Annotated in this window: 17 protein-coding genes and 2 pseudogenes; 6 read left to right on the top strand and 13 right to left on the bottom strand. The window is 50.3% G+C overall.

Translation table 11 applies throughout. The annotated features are described in order from the left end of the window. Positions 1 to 144: 144 nt before the first annotated feature. Positions 145 to 855: a response regulator transcription factor gene (locus B5E82_RS04485; protein WP_087306225.1), complete on the bottom strand. Its 711-nt coding sequence runs from the start codon at positions 853 to 855 to the stop codon at positions 145 to 147. Positions 856 to 1,162: 307 nt separating this feature from the next. On the opposite strand from B5E82_RS04485, the gene B5E82_RS04480 reads away from it, so the two are divergent. Then, complete coding sequence (locus B5E82_RS04480; RefSeq protein WP_087306224.1) at positions 1,163 to 1,390, top strand: hypothetical protein; 228 nt, start codon at positions 1,163 to 1,165, stop codon at positions 1,388 to 1,390. Positions 1,391 to 1,501: 111 nt separating this feature from the next. On the opposite strand, the gene B5E82_RS18080 is transcribed toward B5E82_RS04480, so the two are convergent. The 9 genes from B5E82_RS18080 to B5E82_RS04425 all read right to left on the bottom strand — a co-directional run bounded on the left by B5E82_RS18080 (position 1,502) and on the right by B5E82_RS04425 (position 9,031). Further along, the gene (locus B5E82_RS18080) at positions 1,502 to 1,663 is read right to left on the bottom strand and encodes a hypothetical protein (RefSeq protein ID WP_162610703.1); all 162 of its coding nucleotides are present in this window, start codon (positions 1,661 to 1,663) and stop codon (positions 1,502 to 1,504) included. 146 nt (positions 1,664 to 1,809) lie between these two features. Then, positions 1,810 to 2,592 (bottom strand): ZIP family metal transporter, encoded by a 783-nt coding sequence (locus B5E82_RS04470; protein ID WP_087306220.1) that lies wholly within the window; start codon positions 2,590 to 2,592, stop codon positions 1,810 to 1,812. Positions 2,593 to 2,738: 146 nt separating this feature from the next. Next, positions 2,739 to 3,554 carry a hypothetical protein gene (locus B5E82_RS04465; RefSeq protein ID WP_087306219.1) on the bottom strand — a complete coding sequence of 272 codons (816 nt, stop codon included), beginning with the start codon at positions 3,552 to 3,554 and terminating at the stop codon, positions 2,739 to 2,741. Continuing rightward, positions 3,551 to 4,303 carry a DNA alkylation repair protein gene (locus tag B5E82_RS04460; RefSeq protein ID WP_087306571.1) on the bottom strand — a complete coding sequence of 251 codons (753 nt, stop codon included), beginning with the start codon at positions 4,301 to 4,303 and terminating at the stop codon, positions 3,551 to 3,553. The genes B5E82_RS04465 and B5E82_RS04460 overlap by 4 nt, the downstream gene beginning before the upstream one ends. Before the next feature lie 24 nt (positions 4,304 to 4,327). Beyond that, entirely contained in the window at positions 4,328 to 4,846 is a 519-nt protein-coding gene (locus B5E82_RS04455) for a methylated-DNA--[protein]-cysteine S-methyltransferase (protein WP_242966246.1), read from the bottom strand. After that, positions 4,812 to 5,453 carry a histidine phosphatase family protein gene (locus B5E82_RS04450; RefSeq protein WP_087306217.1) on the bottom strand — a complete coding sequence of 214 codons (642 nt, stop codon included), beginning with the start codon at positions 5,451 to 5,453 and terminating at the stop codon, positions 4,812 to 4,814. The genes B5E82_RS04455 and B5E82_RS04450 overlap by 35 nt, the downstream gene beginning before the upstream one ends. Positions 5,454 to 5,643: 190 nt before the next feature. Further along, a complete protein-coding gene (locus B5E82_RS04445) occupies positions 5,644 to 6,027 on the bottom strand; it encodes a 4Fe-4S binding protein (RefSeq protein WP_087306215.1) in 384 nt (127 codons plus the stop codon). Between the two features lie 110 nt (positions 6,028 to 6,137). Then, positions 6,138 to 7,244, bottom strand: a complete 1,107-nt coding sequence (locus B5E82_RS04440; RefSeq protein WP_087306213.1) for a slipin family protein — start codon at positions 7,242 to 7,244, stop codon at positions 6,138 to 6,140. A 554-nt stretch (positions 7,245 to 7,798) separates the two neighbouring features. Further along, positions 7,799 to 9,031, bottom strand: a complete 1,233-nt coding sequence (locus B5E82_RS04425) for an RtcB family protein (protein ID WP_087306207.1) — start codon at positions 9,029 to 9,031, stop codon at positions 7,799 to 7,801. 270 nt (positions 9,032 to 9,301) lie between these two features. Here B5E82_RS04425 and B5E82_RS04420 point away from each other — a divergent pair, with 270 nt between their 5' ends. Next, complete coding sequence (locus B5E82_RS04420; protein ID WP_087306204.1) at positions 9,302 to 9,724, top strand: EamA family transporter; 423 nt, start codon at positions 9,302 to 9,304, stop codon at positions 9,722 to 9,724. Positions 9,725 to 9,740: 16 nt separating this feature from the next. Here the strand turns inward: B5E82_RS04420 and B5E82_RS04415 are convergent. Both B5E82_RS04415 and B5E82_RS04410 read right to left on the bottom strand, forming a co-directional pair. Next, positions 9,741 to 10,559 (bottom strand): annotated as a pseudogene (locus B5E82_RS04415) (SDR family oxidoreductase). A gap of 241 nt (positions 10,560 to 10,800) precedes the next feature. Then, on the bottom strand, positions 10,801 to 11,700 hold the full coding sequence (locus tag B5E82_RS04410; RefSeq protein WP_087306202.1) for a LysR family transcriptional regulator: 900 nt from the start codon (positions 11,698 to 11,700) through the stop codon (positions 10,801 to 10,803). A gap of 213 nt (positions 11,701 to 11,913) precedes the next feature. On the opposite strand from B5E82_RS04410, the gene B5E82_RS04405 reads away from it, so the two are divergent. The 3 genes from B5E82_RS04405 to B5E82_RS04395 all read left to right on the top strand — a co-directional run bounded on the left by B5E82_RS04405 (position 11,914) and on the right by B5E82_RS04395 (position 14,559). Beyond that, complete coding sequence (locus B5E82_RS04405) at positions 11,914 to 13,194, top strand: WYL domain-containing protein (RefSeq protein ID WP_087306200.1); 1,281 nt, start codon at positions 11,914 to 11,916, stop codon at positions 13,192 to 13,194. Next, positions 13,151 to 14,188: a WYL domain-containing protein gene (locus tag B5E82_RS04400; protein ID WP_242966245.1), complete on the top strand. Its 1,038-nt coding sequence runs from the start codon at positions 13,151 to 13,153 to the stop codon at positions 14,186 to 14,188. The genes B5E82_RS04405 and B5E82_RS04400 overlap by 44 nt, the downstream gene beginning before the upstream one ends. 164 nt (positions 14,189 to 14,352) lie before the next feature. Beyond that, the gene (locus B5E82_RS04395; protein ID WP_087166382.1) at positions 14,353 to 14,559 is read left to right on the top strand and encodes an alpha/beta-type small acid-soluble spore protein; all 207 of its coding nucleotides are present in this window, start codon (positions 14,353 to 14,355) and stop codon (positions 14,557 to 14,559) included. 220 nt (positions 14,560 to 14,779) lie between these two features. Here B5E82_RS04395 and B5E82_RS04390 read toward each other — a convergent pair whose 3' ends face one another. Further along, positions 14,780 to 15,331, bottom strand: a complete 552-nt coding sequence (locus tag B5E82_RS04390; RefSeq protein ID WP_087306199.1) for a flavodoxin family protein — start codon at positions 15,329 to 15,331, stop codon at positions 14,780 to 14,782. A gap of 161 nt (positions 15,332 to 15,492) precedes the next feature. Here B5E82_RS04390 and B5E82_RS18815 point away from each other — a divergent pair. Then, positions 15,493 to 15,642: pseudogene (locus B5E82_RS18815) on the top strand (winged helix-turn-helix transcriptional regulator); the annotation flags it as partial. Between the last annotated feature and the right edge of the window lie 119 nt (positions 15,643 to 15,761).

Here is a 15,761-nt window from a genome sequence, read left to right as displayed (position 1 = left end):
TATTATTATGTTCTGAAACGAAGTGTATTCTAATACATTTTTTCAGAAAGATCAAGTACTTTTTTCTGGTAATTTTCACATTTTTATAGCTCATTTTTTATGCAGCTCTGCAGCTGCTGCGTGCTCCTCCAAGGGACGCTCTTACTACCCGCGGCCAGCTCCCGCGCTCAGGCGTTCCCGTCCGTCCGCCCAGGTATATCCAATCCCATATACTGTCTTGATATAACGGGGAGCGCCCGGATTGTCCTCCAGCTTATCCCGCAGACGCTTCACGAGCACGGTAAGGGCATTCTCATCCGCATACTGGGTACTGTCCGCCCAAATCCGCTCGACGAGCTCATTTCTTGAAAGCGTCAGTCCCCGGTTCTCCACGAGAAGCTGCAGCAGCTTCTGCTCTGTCCTGCTCAGATCCACCTTCCGGTCTCCTTTTGAAAATTCCATCCGCTGAAAAGAAAAGTAAAAGTCTCTGGACTGATAGACCTGCAGCCTGCTGCTTCTCGTCTTTCGAATCTGATTGTTCACCCTGGCCCGCAGCGCCATCAGACTGAAGGGCTTCGTGATATAGTCGTCGGCTCCCGATTCCAGGCCCGCCGCCGCATCCTTCTCCATGTCCCGGCCCGTCAGAATCACCACCGGAATATGGTATGTCTCTTTAATATTCTTTAAAAATTCCACCTCGTCTCCGTCCGGCAGATTCAGATCGAGAATGACAAGCTCTACCTTTTGTTTTTTCAGAAGTTCATCTGCTTCCTTCAGTCTGAATGCCTGCAGAAACAGATAGCTCTCCGCCTTCAGTGCCAGCGCGATGCCGTTATTTAAAGCCCTGTCCTGTTCTACAATTAATATCTTATGCATATTCCTTCCTCATTCCGGGCTCCTGCCTGCCCGCCTGTCAACATCCTTTTAAAATAAAACGATTTTTTCGCTGGGATTTCTTCCTTTTTTATTTCGATTTTATTATAAATCCGCAAGCTTTCATTCCCTTTACATCTTTCTTAAATATTTCTTAATTTTTACATGACTATTACAAAAATATTTCGTTTATTACAGTCGTCGGAAAATACTTTGATTTTTAGACTTTTAGGAGTACAATATAGATACAGGTATCGTTTTTCGTTTCAGGACGCATACTGATTATAGAAAGAACGGAGGTCGGAATAAAATGAAAGAATATGAGGTAATCCAGGAAATCACCAATGCCTGCGGTGGCAGCAATGTTCCCCAGACTACTATCTCTGAGATGGAGCTGGACGATATTGAAGCTTACGTAAAGAGCAGGCACCCGAAAGATTTTGACCGGGCTGTCAAAGAAGAGATGGAGGGCGGCGGAATCAAATATACGCTGGCTCTGGGCGCTGTCACCTACAAATACGTATTCAATGAGATCTGAGTCTGGTTTTCTGTCCTTCGGGGCATCTATCCGGCAGCGCCGCAAGGCGTATTCAGAATTCCGGGGCAGCCGCGCTTGAGCGGCTGCCCCGGAATTATTTTCCATCCGTACTCAAAGTCTGCACTTCTCCAGCACATACTGCCGGAAATCCTGAACTGCCGGAGACATAAAAACAAGATTGTCATGAATCATATAAAAACTCCGCTCACTGGCAGGAGACTCTATGGGAAGAATGTTCAGCTCATTCACAATGGGAAAGGTCATCGGCGCCATCGGCGGACTGCTGGACAGGCACTTCTCTTTCGTCTCTTTTCTTTCTTCGAAAAAGCGGCGGCCGCAGAACACTCCGGCCGCGACTCATATATAAAGCAGACATAACGCAGATATAAAGCAAAACCGGAACTGGCGCACTAAAGTATCTATCCCAGGGCCACATCCAGCGTCATCATCAGCGTAAAGCCAAGCGCAAAGAAAACTGTTCCGATATTGGAATGTTTCCCGGATGACATCTCCGGGATCAGCTCCTCCACTACCACATACATCATGGCACCTGCGGCAAAACTTAACAGATAGGGCAGAGCCGGCAGCACTACAGAAGCTGCCAGAATCGTAGCAAGAGCTCCGATGGGCTCCACGATCCCGGAAAGCACGCCATACAGAAAAGCCCTCGTCTTTCCCACTCCCTCCGAGCGGAGAGGCATGGAAATGATAGCTCCCTCAGGGAAATTCTGAATGGCGATTCCCAGGGAAAGCGCCAGGGCTCCCGCGGCCGTAATATACGCATTGCCTTCCGCCATGCCTGCGTAGACGACTCCCACCGCCATTCCTTCCGGAAGATTGTGAAGAGTCACAGCCAGCACCAGCATGGTTGTTCTCTGCAGATGGCATCTGGGGCCCTCACATTCACTGCTGTTCATATGGAGATGGGGAATCACATGATCAAGGAGCAGCAGAAACAGGATTCCGATCCAGAAACCCGCTGCTGCCGGCACAAAGGCCCAGCTTCCCATATCCGCAGCCTGATCCATGGCCGGAATCAGAAGGCTCCAGATAGAAGCTGCCACCATGACGCCCGCCGCAAAACCTGTCAGCGCCCGGTGCACCATTTCGTGAAGGGCACGCTTCATGAAAAATACCATGGCCGCCCCCAGTGAAGTCCCTAAAAACGGAATCATAATTCCTCTTATAACTGTTCCCGTCATCTGTCCGTTTCTCCTTTTTATATAGTTAGTCATAACTAATCTTTTTTCTCATTATATAACATGGCAGTACAGATGTCAAATTTATGTCCATGCAATGAAGCTGTCTTCAAACTGCGCAAAACAGTCTGCAGCAGACACAGCAGATGCTATTCTGCCGCAAACGCCGCAGCTCTTACAACTGTGATCTCCCAGCTGTCGAAATAGTCATCCGGAAGAGGCTCATACCAGCCGTCCGACGGAGCCTCAAAGGAAACCACGAACACCCTGTCTTTCACCAGCATACTGGCCTCCGTATAGTTCGTAGCCACCTTCTTCTCTCCTTTATAATAATCTATCTGGAAAGAAGCCGTGGAAATGTCTTCTCCCGTATCGTTGACACATTTTGCCACAATCCGGTTATCCGCAAGCCTTGCCTGCTCCTCAATCCGGATTCCTGCAGGATCGGCAGTCTTTTCATCCGCCATCCGATCGCCGGAAAACAGTACTTCCACATGATCATACTGTTCCGATGTCAGGCTGGGCGCAAAACGTAGGATCTGCTCGCTTCCGGCAAACAGATTGTACAGATACAAGCCGGAATAATAATCTACAATCTGATCATTTCCATCGTAAAAAAGCATATCCGCCTGAATATAGCTGTAATCCTGCTCTGATATGTTCTGCACCGTAAAAATCTGATCTCCCTGTTCCGGGCTGGGTTCTATGGTATAGGCAAAGTTCTCGGCCGGGATAGATTCCGACAGATAGTATTCCTCCTCCACTCCATTCGGACTTTCCGGGTCCTCTGCTGTCAGCGCCCCATCCGTCCTATTTCCTGCCGTTCCTGCTGTTTCCGCCGATTCCTCAATTTCTGTCGTTTCCGCCTCCAGCTCTTCCGAACTGATACCGCTCCGAAGCATGCAGCCTGACGCAGTCAGTACAAAACAGAGTCCCATGATGCCTGCCGCAATCCTTCTTTTCATATCTGACCCCTCCCGTCCATATGATTTCCACTTTTCTTCCGTTTCATCGCGCGAATCTGTCCTTTTGTTTCCGGACTTACCCGGTATGATTCTGTGATTTTCTGCAGGGCTTTGTTATAGGTCCAGTCATCCAGCCGATTCTCCCTCAGATACTGATATGTCTCTTCCGGAAAATGTACAAAATATACGGAGACCGCCCAGGCCACCGCCATACGCACATAGTAATGATCCATATGAATCCCGTCAAAATACGCAAACGCGTCCTGCAGATATTCTTTCTTTACAAAATGGCTTAACAGCATTACCACCGCAAAACGGATCTCATAGGGCTTCTCCGACTGAACATAAGGCTTTAGAAACTCCCAGTAGAGCTCCGGATACTTTTCCGCGTCCTTTAAGGAGCCGCAGAAAATATCACAGACTGCCCAGTTTTCAATTCTCGGCAGAAATGCCCGCACGCGGCGCAGGCGTTCTTCCGGCGTCATCTTTGCTCCGGCAGTCACCAGTCCCTGAAGAATATCATTTTCATACCAGGCGCGGTCATTTTCCTCCAGAAAGGTTTCCCAGTCACCTTTTATGATCTCCTTTGCCAGCTTCCGGAGTTCCGGTGTGCGCACACCCATCACATTCTCCGTTCCCGGCAGCAGTTTACTGTGAAAATCCCGGTATTTCAAATCTGACAGCTCCCGGAGCCGTTCTGTCAAGCCCGGCACTCCTGTATTCTGTTTTTCTGTGTTCTGTTTTTCCATATTCCGCTCCATTGTTCTTCCGCTTTACAGCGCTCCTTCCAGCTTTAAAAGATATTCCTTGATATCCAGGGATTTGTTCTTTCCCATATAGCCGGTCAGGCTTCCGTCTGAGCCAATCACCCGGTGGCAGGGAACGATAATCGCAACCGGATTGTTCCGGTTGGCCATCCCCACTGCCCTGCTGCCCCTGGGGCATCCGATCTGCCGGGCGATCTCTCCATAGCTTCTCGTCTCCCCATAAGGAATCCGTAAAAGCGCCTGCCAGTCCCGAAGCTGAAAATCCGTTCCATGAAGAGAAAGCTGCACCTCAAACTTCTTCCGTTTTCCCGCAAAATACTCCTGAAGCTGTCCGCAGACGGATTTCAGAAAAGGCGTCTCCTCCTCCTGGACCTCCGCGTACTGCTCTGTCTCCCCGAAGGCAAGGCTGCAGAGTCCCTTTTCGTCAGCCGTCAGCTCCAGCCTTCCCACAGGCGACTGATAATACATTTTTCTCATCATTTCAGGCCGGTTATTCGATATAATTTGTACTTCTTTTCTCGTCATAATAAATCACATTCTCCTGCAGAACCCGGGCCTTTCCGTCCTTTACCTCAACAATGGAGACACCGCAGTTCTTATGTACACCGCCTTTCCAGAAATCCTTCAAATCCGTAATCAGCAGACTGGATAAAAGCCCTTTGACACAGGCGCCATGGCCGGAAAGGAGGATGGTTTTCTCCCGGTTGTCCGGATTTTCAATCAGCTCCGTCAGGAAATCCGTAGTCCGCACACAGAGCTGGGCGATAGACTCTCCGCCCTCCGGCGGATTGTAATGAGCCGGATTCTGAAAAAAATTCACAAACTCCGGATCAGGTATGCTATAGCCTTCTTTCCCGCAGCAAAGTCCTTCATAAGGACCGAAGCTGATTTCTTTCAGTCTCTCATCTTTGATAATCGGAATCCTGCGGTCCCCGCGCATAATTTCCGCCGTCTGAACAGCTCGCTGCAGGGGACTGGTATAGATCTCATCAAAGGGAATCTCCTTCAGCGCTTCCGCGGTCAGACGCGCGGCCTCAATCCCATTCTGGTTCAGGGGAATATCTGTCGCGCCCTGGAGAAGACGTTTTGTGTTCCAGTCGGTCTCTCCATGGCGGATAATGTAAATCTGCATGATGTTCACTCCTTCTTTTTGAATGAAACTCCAGGCTCAGGCATACCGGAAAAGGATACCTGTGCCTTTTTTATCATAGCACACAGACCGTTTTCTGTATAGTAGCGAAAAGCCCCCGTTAAAAAAGGGATGCCCCGGTTTTCCGAAGCATCCCTGTATCTGCGGAATCAAGAAACTTCTCCCGCGTTTTTTATGACTCTACAACCTCCAGCACATCCATCGGGCAGGCTTTCGCGCAGATGCCGCAGGCGATGCACTTGGAAGCGGTGGGGGAGCTTTCCGCCTTTACCATCAGTCCGAACGGACAGGCCTCCACGCACTTTCCGCAGCCGGTACACAGCTTTTTATTTACCATGTATACGCCCTTTGCGTTCTGCTTGATCGCGCCGGCCTCGCAGGCCTCCGCGCACTTTCCGCACTGGGGACATGCCAGCGGACGCACACTCTTCTTCTCTACAATCTGAATGCAGGATTTGTCCGGATCAAATTCCTTATAGAAGCTTTCAGAGCAGGCTCTGACGCACTCCAGACATGCCATACAGGTAGATCCTTTTTTTACCATCAGTTTCTTCATCTTATCTTTCCTCCAGCCTTTACTAAACGTCTTTCGACGTTTTTTCCAGTTTACCATTAATGAAGAATTTTCTCAACAGTAAAATTTCGGCCAGAAGGATTCTGAGAGTTTTAATCCTTCGGCAGCGCCAGCGCAGCCAGCTGCTCCAGAATATTTCCTGCGCCGCTTAAGGATATGGAGCCTACCCGGTCGCAGATACGCTCCAGGTACTCCAGCTCCTTTAAGCGGTAGAGGACCTTGTTCTCTTCCATCAGTTTTGCCGTATTCAAAAGGCTTCTGGTGGAGGCCACCTCCTCTCTTCGCATGATCACGTTGGCCTGTGCTTTCTTCTCCGCTACCAGCACCGTATTCATAATGTCACGAATCTCGCCGGGCAGGATGATATCCTTGATGCCTGTATGCAGGATCTCCACACAGTATTCTTCCTGCGTTCCCTGAATCTGCTTCATCAGGAAGCGCCCGATCTCTTCTTTCTGCGCAAGCAGCTCATCCAGACGGAAGCCACCGATATACTCTCTGGCCAGCAATTGAATCCGTGTATACAGAAGATTTGCCACATTGTCGGTTTTCTGCATCAGCTCCAGCGGCCTTGTGATGCGGTAGCTGCACAGAATGTTCAGGCGGACGCCCACCTTATCCGAGGTCAGGATCTCCTGCCCGGAGATCTCAAGCTGCTGTACCTTCAGGCTGTAAAGTTTCATGCTGACCTCATGGGCGTAGATCCAGTAGAAATACGTCCCGGAGGAAAGCTGCTTTTCAAACTTTCCGTCTATGTACAGAAGCCCTGTCTCCCCCTCACCGACGGAAAACCGCTTATAAAGGCGCACCGGAATCAGATGGCGGTACATGGCCGGGACCTGCTCCTCCGTCATCTCCGTTCCCGTCACATTGACAAGACGGATTTCGTTCTTCTCAAACACATTCCAGTAGAGCGCTTCTCCTTCCATGATGACCTGCCTATAGACTCCGTTTACCAGGTGAAAACCGATACAGTCATCCGGAATCTGAACCCGGACTACGCGGGAGGCAAATTCCGGCTGCTCCATCAGAATTTCTGCCGGAAGCCCCTTCGTATCCACCTTTCCCGTCATTTCCGTGATTTTCAGCTCCCATCCAGACATCGAAAGGATTCTGTATTTTCCTGCAAACAGGATTTTCTTCAGAATCCCGTTTTTAAAAAGATAACCGCATTCCTGCGTCTTAATTACATACTTCATGTTCTTCTCTCCTTTTTCATGGAAGCGCGTCCGGGCTTTCCCACCCCGGAAACGGGGACAAAAGCCTTCCGGCGCTTTGGAAAAGAGAGGGCCCTTCCGCTTCCCAAAAAGCGAAGCGCTGTCTCTTCTCTTCCGCGCCGGTTCCCGGCTCTGTGCTGCCTTTTCCGCAGGCCGGGTCTCTGGCTGAAAAGCCATTCTGCATAAGCTTCCCGGCTTTTTTCGCCAGTCCCCGGGGAACCGCCCTGAACACATACTCCCGCCATAAACTGCACTTTACAGGTGCACTGGTGACGGATTTGAACCGTCTGCTGCCATTTACGATTGCTTTTACCGCTTAGCTACCTGTCTCTCACAGGGGAGGATTCGAACCTCCGTAACATCGTTGTTTCTCCGCCGTTTTCGGCATACCGGCGGCCTACCAGACCGCGGCACCGCCCAGGCAGAAAGCCTGAAGCCCCGGGAAAAAAGCGGAATCTATTTCCACCGGAGTCCTTTGCTCCGGAAGAAAGCATTTCCCATGTTCTTCGAACACGTCCTTTCAAGGGTATGCCATATCATCCCTTGACCACACCGATGGTGGAAAGCCGGCGGACCGGAACCACCAGATCTTTCTGGTTTTCCATCACGCGGTCAATGTCTTTATAGGCAAACCGGCTCTCTTCTGCCACATCTTTTTTGTTCTTCTTTCCAAGAACCACGCCCCGGTCCTTCAGATCTACCATGACCTCTTCACAGGTGAAGGCATCCATGGCGCCCTTCCGGGAATAAGCCCTGCCCGCTCCATGGGAGGAAGAGCAGAAGCTCTCCGGATTTCCAAGGCCCCGCACCACATAGCTGTAAGAACCCATGGCCCCGGGAATCACCGTCAGCTCGTCTTTTCCGGCACGGACGGCTCCTTTTCGATGTACCCACACCTCTTCCCCGCAGTGCTGCTCCAGCGCCGCGTAGTTGTGATGACAGTTGATCTCCTCCTGGTATTCCAGGGTAAGCTCCGTGTATCTGCCTATCCACTTCTCCAGCACGGCTTTCACCGCCAGCATCATCTTCTCCCGGTTCTCGCGGGCAAATTCCATGGAAAGGTTCATCCAGTTCAGATACTGACATCCCTCCGGCGTATCTGTGGGCAGGAAGGCCAGCCGGTACTCATCCGGAACCTGGCTGTACCAGCGCCTGTTCTGCTCTCTCGCTTTCTGGTGGAAATAATCGCAGACTGCCTTTCCAAAATGACGGCTCCCGGAATGAATCATCACAGACAGCAGCCCTTCCTCATCTTCCTGAAGCTCGATGAAATGATTCCCGCCGCCCAGTGTCCCAATCTGAAAATATCCCGCTTCCAGCTGTCCCAGAAGCTCTCCGTTCTCTTCATAAAGGGAAAATTCCTCCATCGCCCTGTCCAGTGTATAGCAGGGCATCGCTGTCTTGTGATGGGCAAAGCCTGCGGGAATATTCCGGAGAATGTCTCCCACGATCCCCTGTACCAGATTTCCGCAGCCTGTCATGGTCTCCTTCAGGACCGCCACAGGAATATTCGTCTTCACATAAGCCATGCCGCAGCCAATATCCACGCCCACCGCATTGGGGATTATGACGTCCTTTGCCGCAATCACGCCTCCTATGGGCATTCCCATTCCCGCATGGGTATCCGGCATCAGGCAGACCCAGCCTCTCAGGAAAGGAAGCTCTGTCAGATGATACGCCTGCTCTCTGCAGGAAGCCTCCAGCTCCTTCTCATTTTCCAGCCATATTTTTAAAGGGTATCGTCCCGTTTCATTCTGCAGTATAAACATTCTTTTTTTCTCCTTCCCTCTTCGTTGTGCCTTTGTTATGAGTCTATTATAGAAAAAGAAAATGGCAGAATCATCTAAAAAAAGGTGCGAAGTTATTTTTTCCTTGCGTCCCGATGGATTCTGCCTTATAATCGTTCTATATTTTAAATGTAAAAAAGAAATTGGAATTCTGCCCCGCAGAATTCTACGGGTGAGCACCTACCGGCAGTCAGGCTGATGTCTGGCTGCCTTTTATTGCTCACCCTTTTACAGATAACAGGAGGTATCCCCATGATTCATTACATCTGGCCCATCGCCCTGGTGGTCCTTGCAAACGTCGTCTATAACATTTCAACCAAATCCACGCCCGCAGGCGCCAATGCCTTTCTTTCTCTCGCAGTCACCTATCTGATCGCAGGCATCTGCGCCATCCTTTTGTACCTGCTGCAGGGCGGACACCAGAAGTTCACTGCCGAGCTGTCAAAGCTGAACTGGACTTCCATTGCCCTGGGAATCAGCGTGGTTGCTCTGGAATTCGGCTATATCCACGTCTACCGCGCCGGCTGGACGGTAAATACCGCCTCGCTTGTGGCAAATATTGCCCTTGCCTGCGTACTGGTTTTCGTGGGCTTTTTCCTGTACAAAGAAAGTCTCTCGCTCCGGCAGCTCATCGGCATAGGTGTCTGCGTCTTCGGTCTTTTTCTTATCAAATAGAGCAGGCTGGCCAGCTTCAGGCTTCCGGCTTCAGCGGGCCATAAAAATAGGAAGCTGTGGCGCCGCCGTCGATCAGGAAATCCGCACCGGTAATAAAAGCGCCCTTCCGACTCATCAGCAGCTCCGCCACATTCGCCACCTCATCCGCAGTGCCGGGGCGTCCCGCCGGACATTTGGCAAACATATTCCTGTAAAAGTCTCCCCGGGGACCGTCGAACTCGTCCAGCGCCAGAGGCGTAACGATAATACCCGGAGAAATCGAATTAACGCGGGCGCCTTTCTTCCCCCATTTCACCGACTCCGCCATCACGCGCTTCTCATTGCAGCGCTTGGCCAGCTGGTATGCGTGAAGCGTATCCCGGATATTTTCGAGCTAAAGGATGGAAAGCTTCAGGAGCTCTTCCGGCGGCGTACAGGCAAGCTGCTCGTCCTCTTCCGGCGTGAGCGCCGGCATCCTGTGGCCAGACTGGCTGGAAATGGTCACGCCCACACCGCCCGGAGCAATCACCTTTCCCACCTCTTCCAGGAGTACAGCAGTGCCATATAAATCCACCTTCAGAATCGCCTCGACCGGAGCCTGGCTCGGCGACACGCCTGCTGCGTTTACCAGCATCGCAACCGGCCCGTATTTCTGCCCTTCGGCAATCATGCTCTGAATCGATTCCCGGGAGGACAGGTCCATCTCCACCGCCTTCGTATCGAATCCCGCTTCACTCATCATTCTGGAAACAGTCTCTGCATGTTCTGCTTTTTTGTCCCCTATCACGATTTTCATTCCATATCCCATGCGCCGTGCGATGGCCATGCCAATCTGTCCCGCCCCGGTTAAAAGCATTACGTCTTTCATATGATAACCTTCCTTTCCTGTTTGCCTGGTTTTCTTTCTGGCTTTCTTTCTGGCTTTATTTTAGGGCTTGGGGTACTGCCTTTCAATCTGGATTTCTTTTGTTTCGGATAAGTTTTGCTTATGCGGCAGTCTGAACGCGTTCATGGAACAGATGTAGAAAGAAAAAAGTATCCCTGGCGGAATACTTACGCTGCCAAAGTGCAGGAGTTCCGCCGGGGATACTTTGCGGTTATCCGTTTTTTCGTTTTTCCAAAAGCTTTTTGAGCGTATCCGCAAACTCCTCGATATAATAATTCGCCTGCTCTTTCCGCCAGAAAGCACAGTAATTGCGCATAATTTGACGCTCTCCCTGACAAATCGGAAGCCTGCAGATGAAATCTCCGGCAGGCGGCAGAGTACCCACGCTTTCTATGGGCAGAAAGCCCCTGCCGCTGACCACAAGCAGCCTTCCCTTTTCCAAGCTGTCCGCAAACAGATAATTCCCGCCAAATCCAAGCGTATGCTGGTAGTATTCCTGTTCTGCGTCCTGCTGCTCCCGGGAAGAGATAAGGATACAGGGCAGCCGCTTTAACTCCTCCAGCCGGACGAATTTCTTTCCGCTCAGAGGATTGCTCCGGGAGATCTCCGCGCAGCAGCCGCACTGGGTCAGTTCAAAATTGACATAGGTATCAGAAAAGGCCCTCCGCTGATCGCTCAGGATCAAATCGACCTCTCCGGAGCGCAGCAAATCATACAGCTCTTCGTGTGTACCGTCCACAATGTGAATGGAAACCTCCGGATATATTTTGGAAAATTCCGCAACTGCCTGGTGCAGCTCCAGTCCGCTATAGCACCGCAGATACCCGATACGAAGCTGAAGCTCCCGATCGGTTCCAAGCCGCCTTGTCTCCTGCACCAGCTCCTCCACCTGAGCCAGAACCGCCCTGCACTGGGAATAAAAATATTCGCCCGCCGCAGTCACCGTAAACTTACGGTTCCCCCTGTGAAGCAGTTCCACGCCCAGCTCCTTTTCCAGCGTTCGGATCTGCTGGGAAATAGCTGACTGGGAAATATAGCACTGCTCTGCCGCCTCTGTAAAGCTCCCGCATTCAACGACGGCCGCAAAATATTTCATCTGTCTGAGCAGCATCCGCTTTTTCTCCTTTCATTCTCTCAACGAAACAGAGTAAATCATGTCTTTTTATTTTAGCACAAAGGGTCCTGTTTCGCCAATAGAACTACGGAAAGACCAGTGTTCTTTGGCTGCCCAATTATTTGAATATCCGTCCCGGACTTGAGGAAAGCGGAAGAATATATTATAATTTTTTCAGTTTATTTGCTTTTTCACAATAAGGAGCACCCCATGTCTGATTTTCAGGAATTAATCAAAAACTTCGACCGCATCCGTGACTATATGCGCCAGTTCTTTCTCTACGGCTTCAAGGTCCGTGGTGAATTCGCCGCAAAAAGCGGCCGGACATACGACAATGAACGCCGGAGAATCGAAAATTACCTGGCTGATTATATCCATTCCGATTACACATCCAAAGGAAAACAGGTCTCCATCCGTATGGACAGCAAGCAGATCCTCTCAAATCCCCTGTACGCCGCCTGGAAATCCAAGAGCTTCACAGACCGGGATCTGCTGCTTCACTTCTTCCTGCTGGACCTGCTCTCCGATGGAAACGCGCGGACGGTGCCGGAGCTTGGCGACGCCATCTCCCTGCTGTACGGAGAAGAACTGGACACCCAGATCATCCGGCTCAAATGCAGGGAATACGAAAAACTGGGCATCCTGCTTTCCCAGAAAACAGGAAAATTCCTTGCCTACCGGCTGGCGCCGCCGCTGCGCCTGGAAGAACCGCCTCTTTATGACACACTTCTGAATGCTGTAAAATTCAGCTCAGAGACAGCGCCTTTCGGCTTCGCAGGCAGCGCCATTCTGGACCGGGAATTTCTCTCCAACGATCTGTTCTGCTGGAAGCACTATTTTATGGTGCATACACTGGAGGACGAAGTGCTTCTGACGGTGCTTACAGCCATGCGGGAACATCGTTTCCTTTCTTTTGAGAATCACAGCACCCGTTCCGGCAAATCTGTCGTTCTGGAGGGACTTCCGCTTCAGATTTTTGTGAGCACCCAGACCGGCAGACGCTATCTCTGTGTCTATTTTGCTCCGAAACGGCGCTTCAACTGCCTGCGCCTGGACTGTATCTTCAAGCCAAAACTCCTTGCCGTCTGCCCGGAATATGAACGTTACAGAGAAAAGCTCCGGCAGAACCTTCCCCATTGCTGGGGCGTGTCCTTCGGGGGCAGAAGCCGCATGGAGACCCTGTCCATGAAGCTGTACATAAATGAAGCCTGCGAAAGCCATATCATCGGACGGCTGCAGCGGGAAGGACGCGGCGGAGAGCTCCTGCGCATCCGCGAGAATATCTGGCTTTACACAGGAACCTTTTTTGACACCAATGAGATGCTGCCCTGGATCAAGTCCTTTACAGGCCGGATTCTTGATCTGCAGTGCACCAATCAGGCTGTGCTGGACAAGGTGACGGCCGATCTGGAAACCATGTATCAGATGTACGGAAAGGAGGCGGAAGATGATGCCGCAGAAAGAAACGCTGGAACATCTGTCTTTATTTGAAGAAGTATACGGCTCCTATTTTCAGGCGGTGCGCAGCGTCCTGGAGCATGCCTCCCTCACCCCGCTTTCGCTGCAGGATATGTATGAGCTTGTCAGCTCCTGCGCCTTTGAAGAAAGCGCTTCCGGCATAATTCCGAAGCTCACAGACGGACCTTGGTCCTCCCTCCTTGAAAAAACCGAAGAAAAGACCTGGAAAAGCAGGCTGAATTCCGCTTCCCTGAAGCCTCCTCTGACTACCCTTCAGAAATCCTGGCTCAAGGCTCTTCTCTCGGACAGACGCTTCCGCCTCTTTTTCACAGAAAGACAGCTGGAAAGGCTTTCTGAAGATCTGCAGGACATTCCGGCGCTCTATGAGCAGTCTGACTTCCATTATTTTGACCAGTATGCAGACGGCGATCCTTATGAGACGGCTGAATACCGCGCTGTGTTTCAGACCGTTTTAAAAGCCCTGACCGAAAACAAAGCGCTCTTTGCCGCTTACGAGGGCGGAAAAGGAAACTCCATGACACTGGAGGTTCTGCCCTGCCGTCTTCAGTATTCCCAGAAGGACGACAAATTCCGCCTGCTGTCCGTCAGCTTCCGCCGGGGCCGGATCGGTTCCCCCACCATACTGAACCTTGGCCGCATAAAGGCCTGCCATCTGTCCCGGACTCCGGTGGAACGCTTCGACCGGAACCGTTTTATTCTGTCAGAACAGAAAAGCGAACCGGTACGCATCCGCATCGAAAACAAACGAAACGCTCTGGAGCGGTGCATGCTCCATTTCGCCAATTACGAAAAGCAGACCATTTACGAGCCTGACACTGACACCTGGCTTTGTTCTCTTTTCTATGATCCGTCGGATGAAACGGAACTTCTGATCGAGCTGCTTTCCTTCGGCCCGGTCATCCGGATTCTTGGTCCGGAAAGCTTTCTTAAGCAGGTGTGCGAACGGGTAAAGCGGCAGCATGAGCTGTTTTACGGCGATGTTCAGGATACTCAGGATTCTTTTTAAAAAGCTGTAAAAAATTATCAAAGCAACAAACAACTGCCAGTGTATTCGCCTGATTTTTTCGCATAATAACTCCTGTAACAAACAACAACAAACGGCAGACAGCCGCCTTTTCAAATCAATTTCAAGGCAAATTATTTTCTGTCTGCAGTAAGGAGGAGTTTATTATGTCCAGTAGATCATCTAACACCGCAGCAGTCCCGGAGGCAAAGGGCGCACTTGACAAGTTCAAGTACGAGGTAGCCAGCGAGCTTGGCGTACCCCTGACCGACGGCTACAACGGAAACCTGACTTCCAAGCAGAACGGCTCCGTTGGCGGTTATATGGTTAAGAAAATGATCGAGGCCCAGGAGAGACAGATGGCCGGCAAATAAGCCCGGACCGTTTCTCCTGAAACAAAAATGAAGTCAAACACCCCGCAGCGAGCTGATGGGGAATAAAAGAAACGCGGCTTCCGGTTAATCCTGCCGGGCCGCGTTTTCTTTTTTGTGTTATGCGTTCTGTCCCTGAAATTTTTTATTCATAATTCTAAAGATAGCTATACAAATGTTATTTCTGCTGCCCTCGTAAGGTTTTCCCAAAAGATATCTCCACTTACTGAATTGATTTTCCAAGTTCATACGCCTGTTGAATTTCAGGTTTATCTTTAATATCTCCTACGCTCATATTCCCGCCAGCGAGAATATGACCAAGACTTTTCCAGCGCAAATGCTCCATCAGATGGTCATAATAGGTAAGTACATCCTCGAATCCATAACCTTCTGCCGCCATCAGAAGAACTGAGGCTCTGTCATGCCCTCTGAGAAGGTTGCCATCACCTTCCTCTAAAGCAAATAAGCGATCAATAGCAGTTCTGAGCTGGCCGCTCATATTCCAGTAATAGAGAGGAGTTGCCAGCACCACCACATCGCATTCTTTTATTGCCGGATAAATCTGAGCCATATCATCCTTTTGTACACACGGACATTCTTTGCTGCTGTGCCCTCCAAAACAGCCTTTACAGCCATGAATATCCATACTGTCAAGGAAGAACTCTGTCACCGTATGCCCGGCACTTTCTGCACCTTCGGTAAAGGCTTTTACAAGCATGGAGGTATTGCCTTTCTTTCGGGGGCTTCCATTTAATATCACAATTTTTTTACTCATTAAGCGCTGCCTCCTTTCATATTTCATGCTTACCTGAACAAAATTGACTTTTTCAAGTACTGATATTATAATCATAGCAAGAATGAAGTTAAAAGCAAGTACGCACATTAAAGTGCGATACTTACAATTAAGTTAAATACTTACCTGAAGGAGAGTGTAAAATGAGCGAAAGATGTATAGCAAACGAATGCCTTAGCTCAACTGGCTTCAGCTACACGCTGTCACTGATTAACGGAAAATATAAAATGACGATATTATATACCTTAATGGAGTTTGGTGTCGTCCGATTCAATGAAATGAAGAAGTATATCGTAAGCGCTTTATAATCGGCCGGATCGTCAGGCTCCAACTTTTGTGAGATACTTCAGATAGCTGGAGTAATTCACTTCCTCTCTGGTTCTCAGATTCGCAAAAGCTGGATTTCAACTAC

It is taken from the genome of Lachnoclostridium sp. An138 (assembly GCF_002160765.1).
GTDB classification, from domain to species: Bacteria; Bacillota; Clostridia; order Lachnospirales; family Lachnospiraceae; genus Laedolimicola; species Laedolimicola faecalis.
Note: the sequence above shows the minus strand (reverse complement) of the source record. Positions and strands in the feature narration are given on the sequence as shown.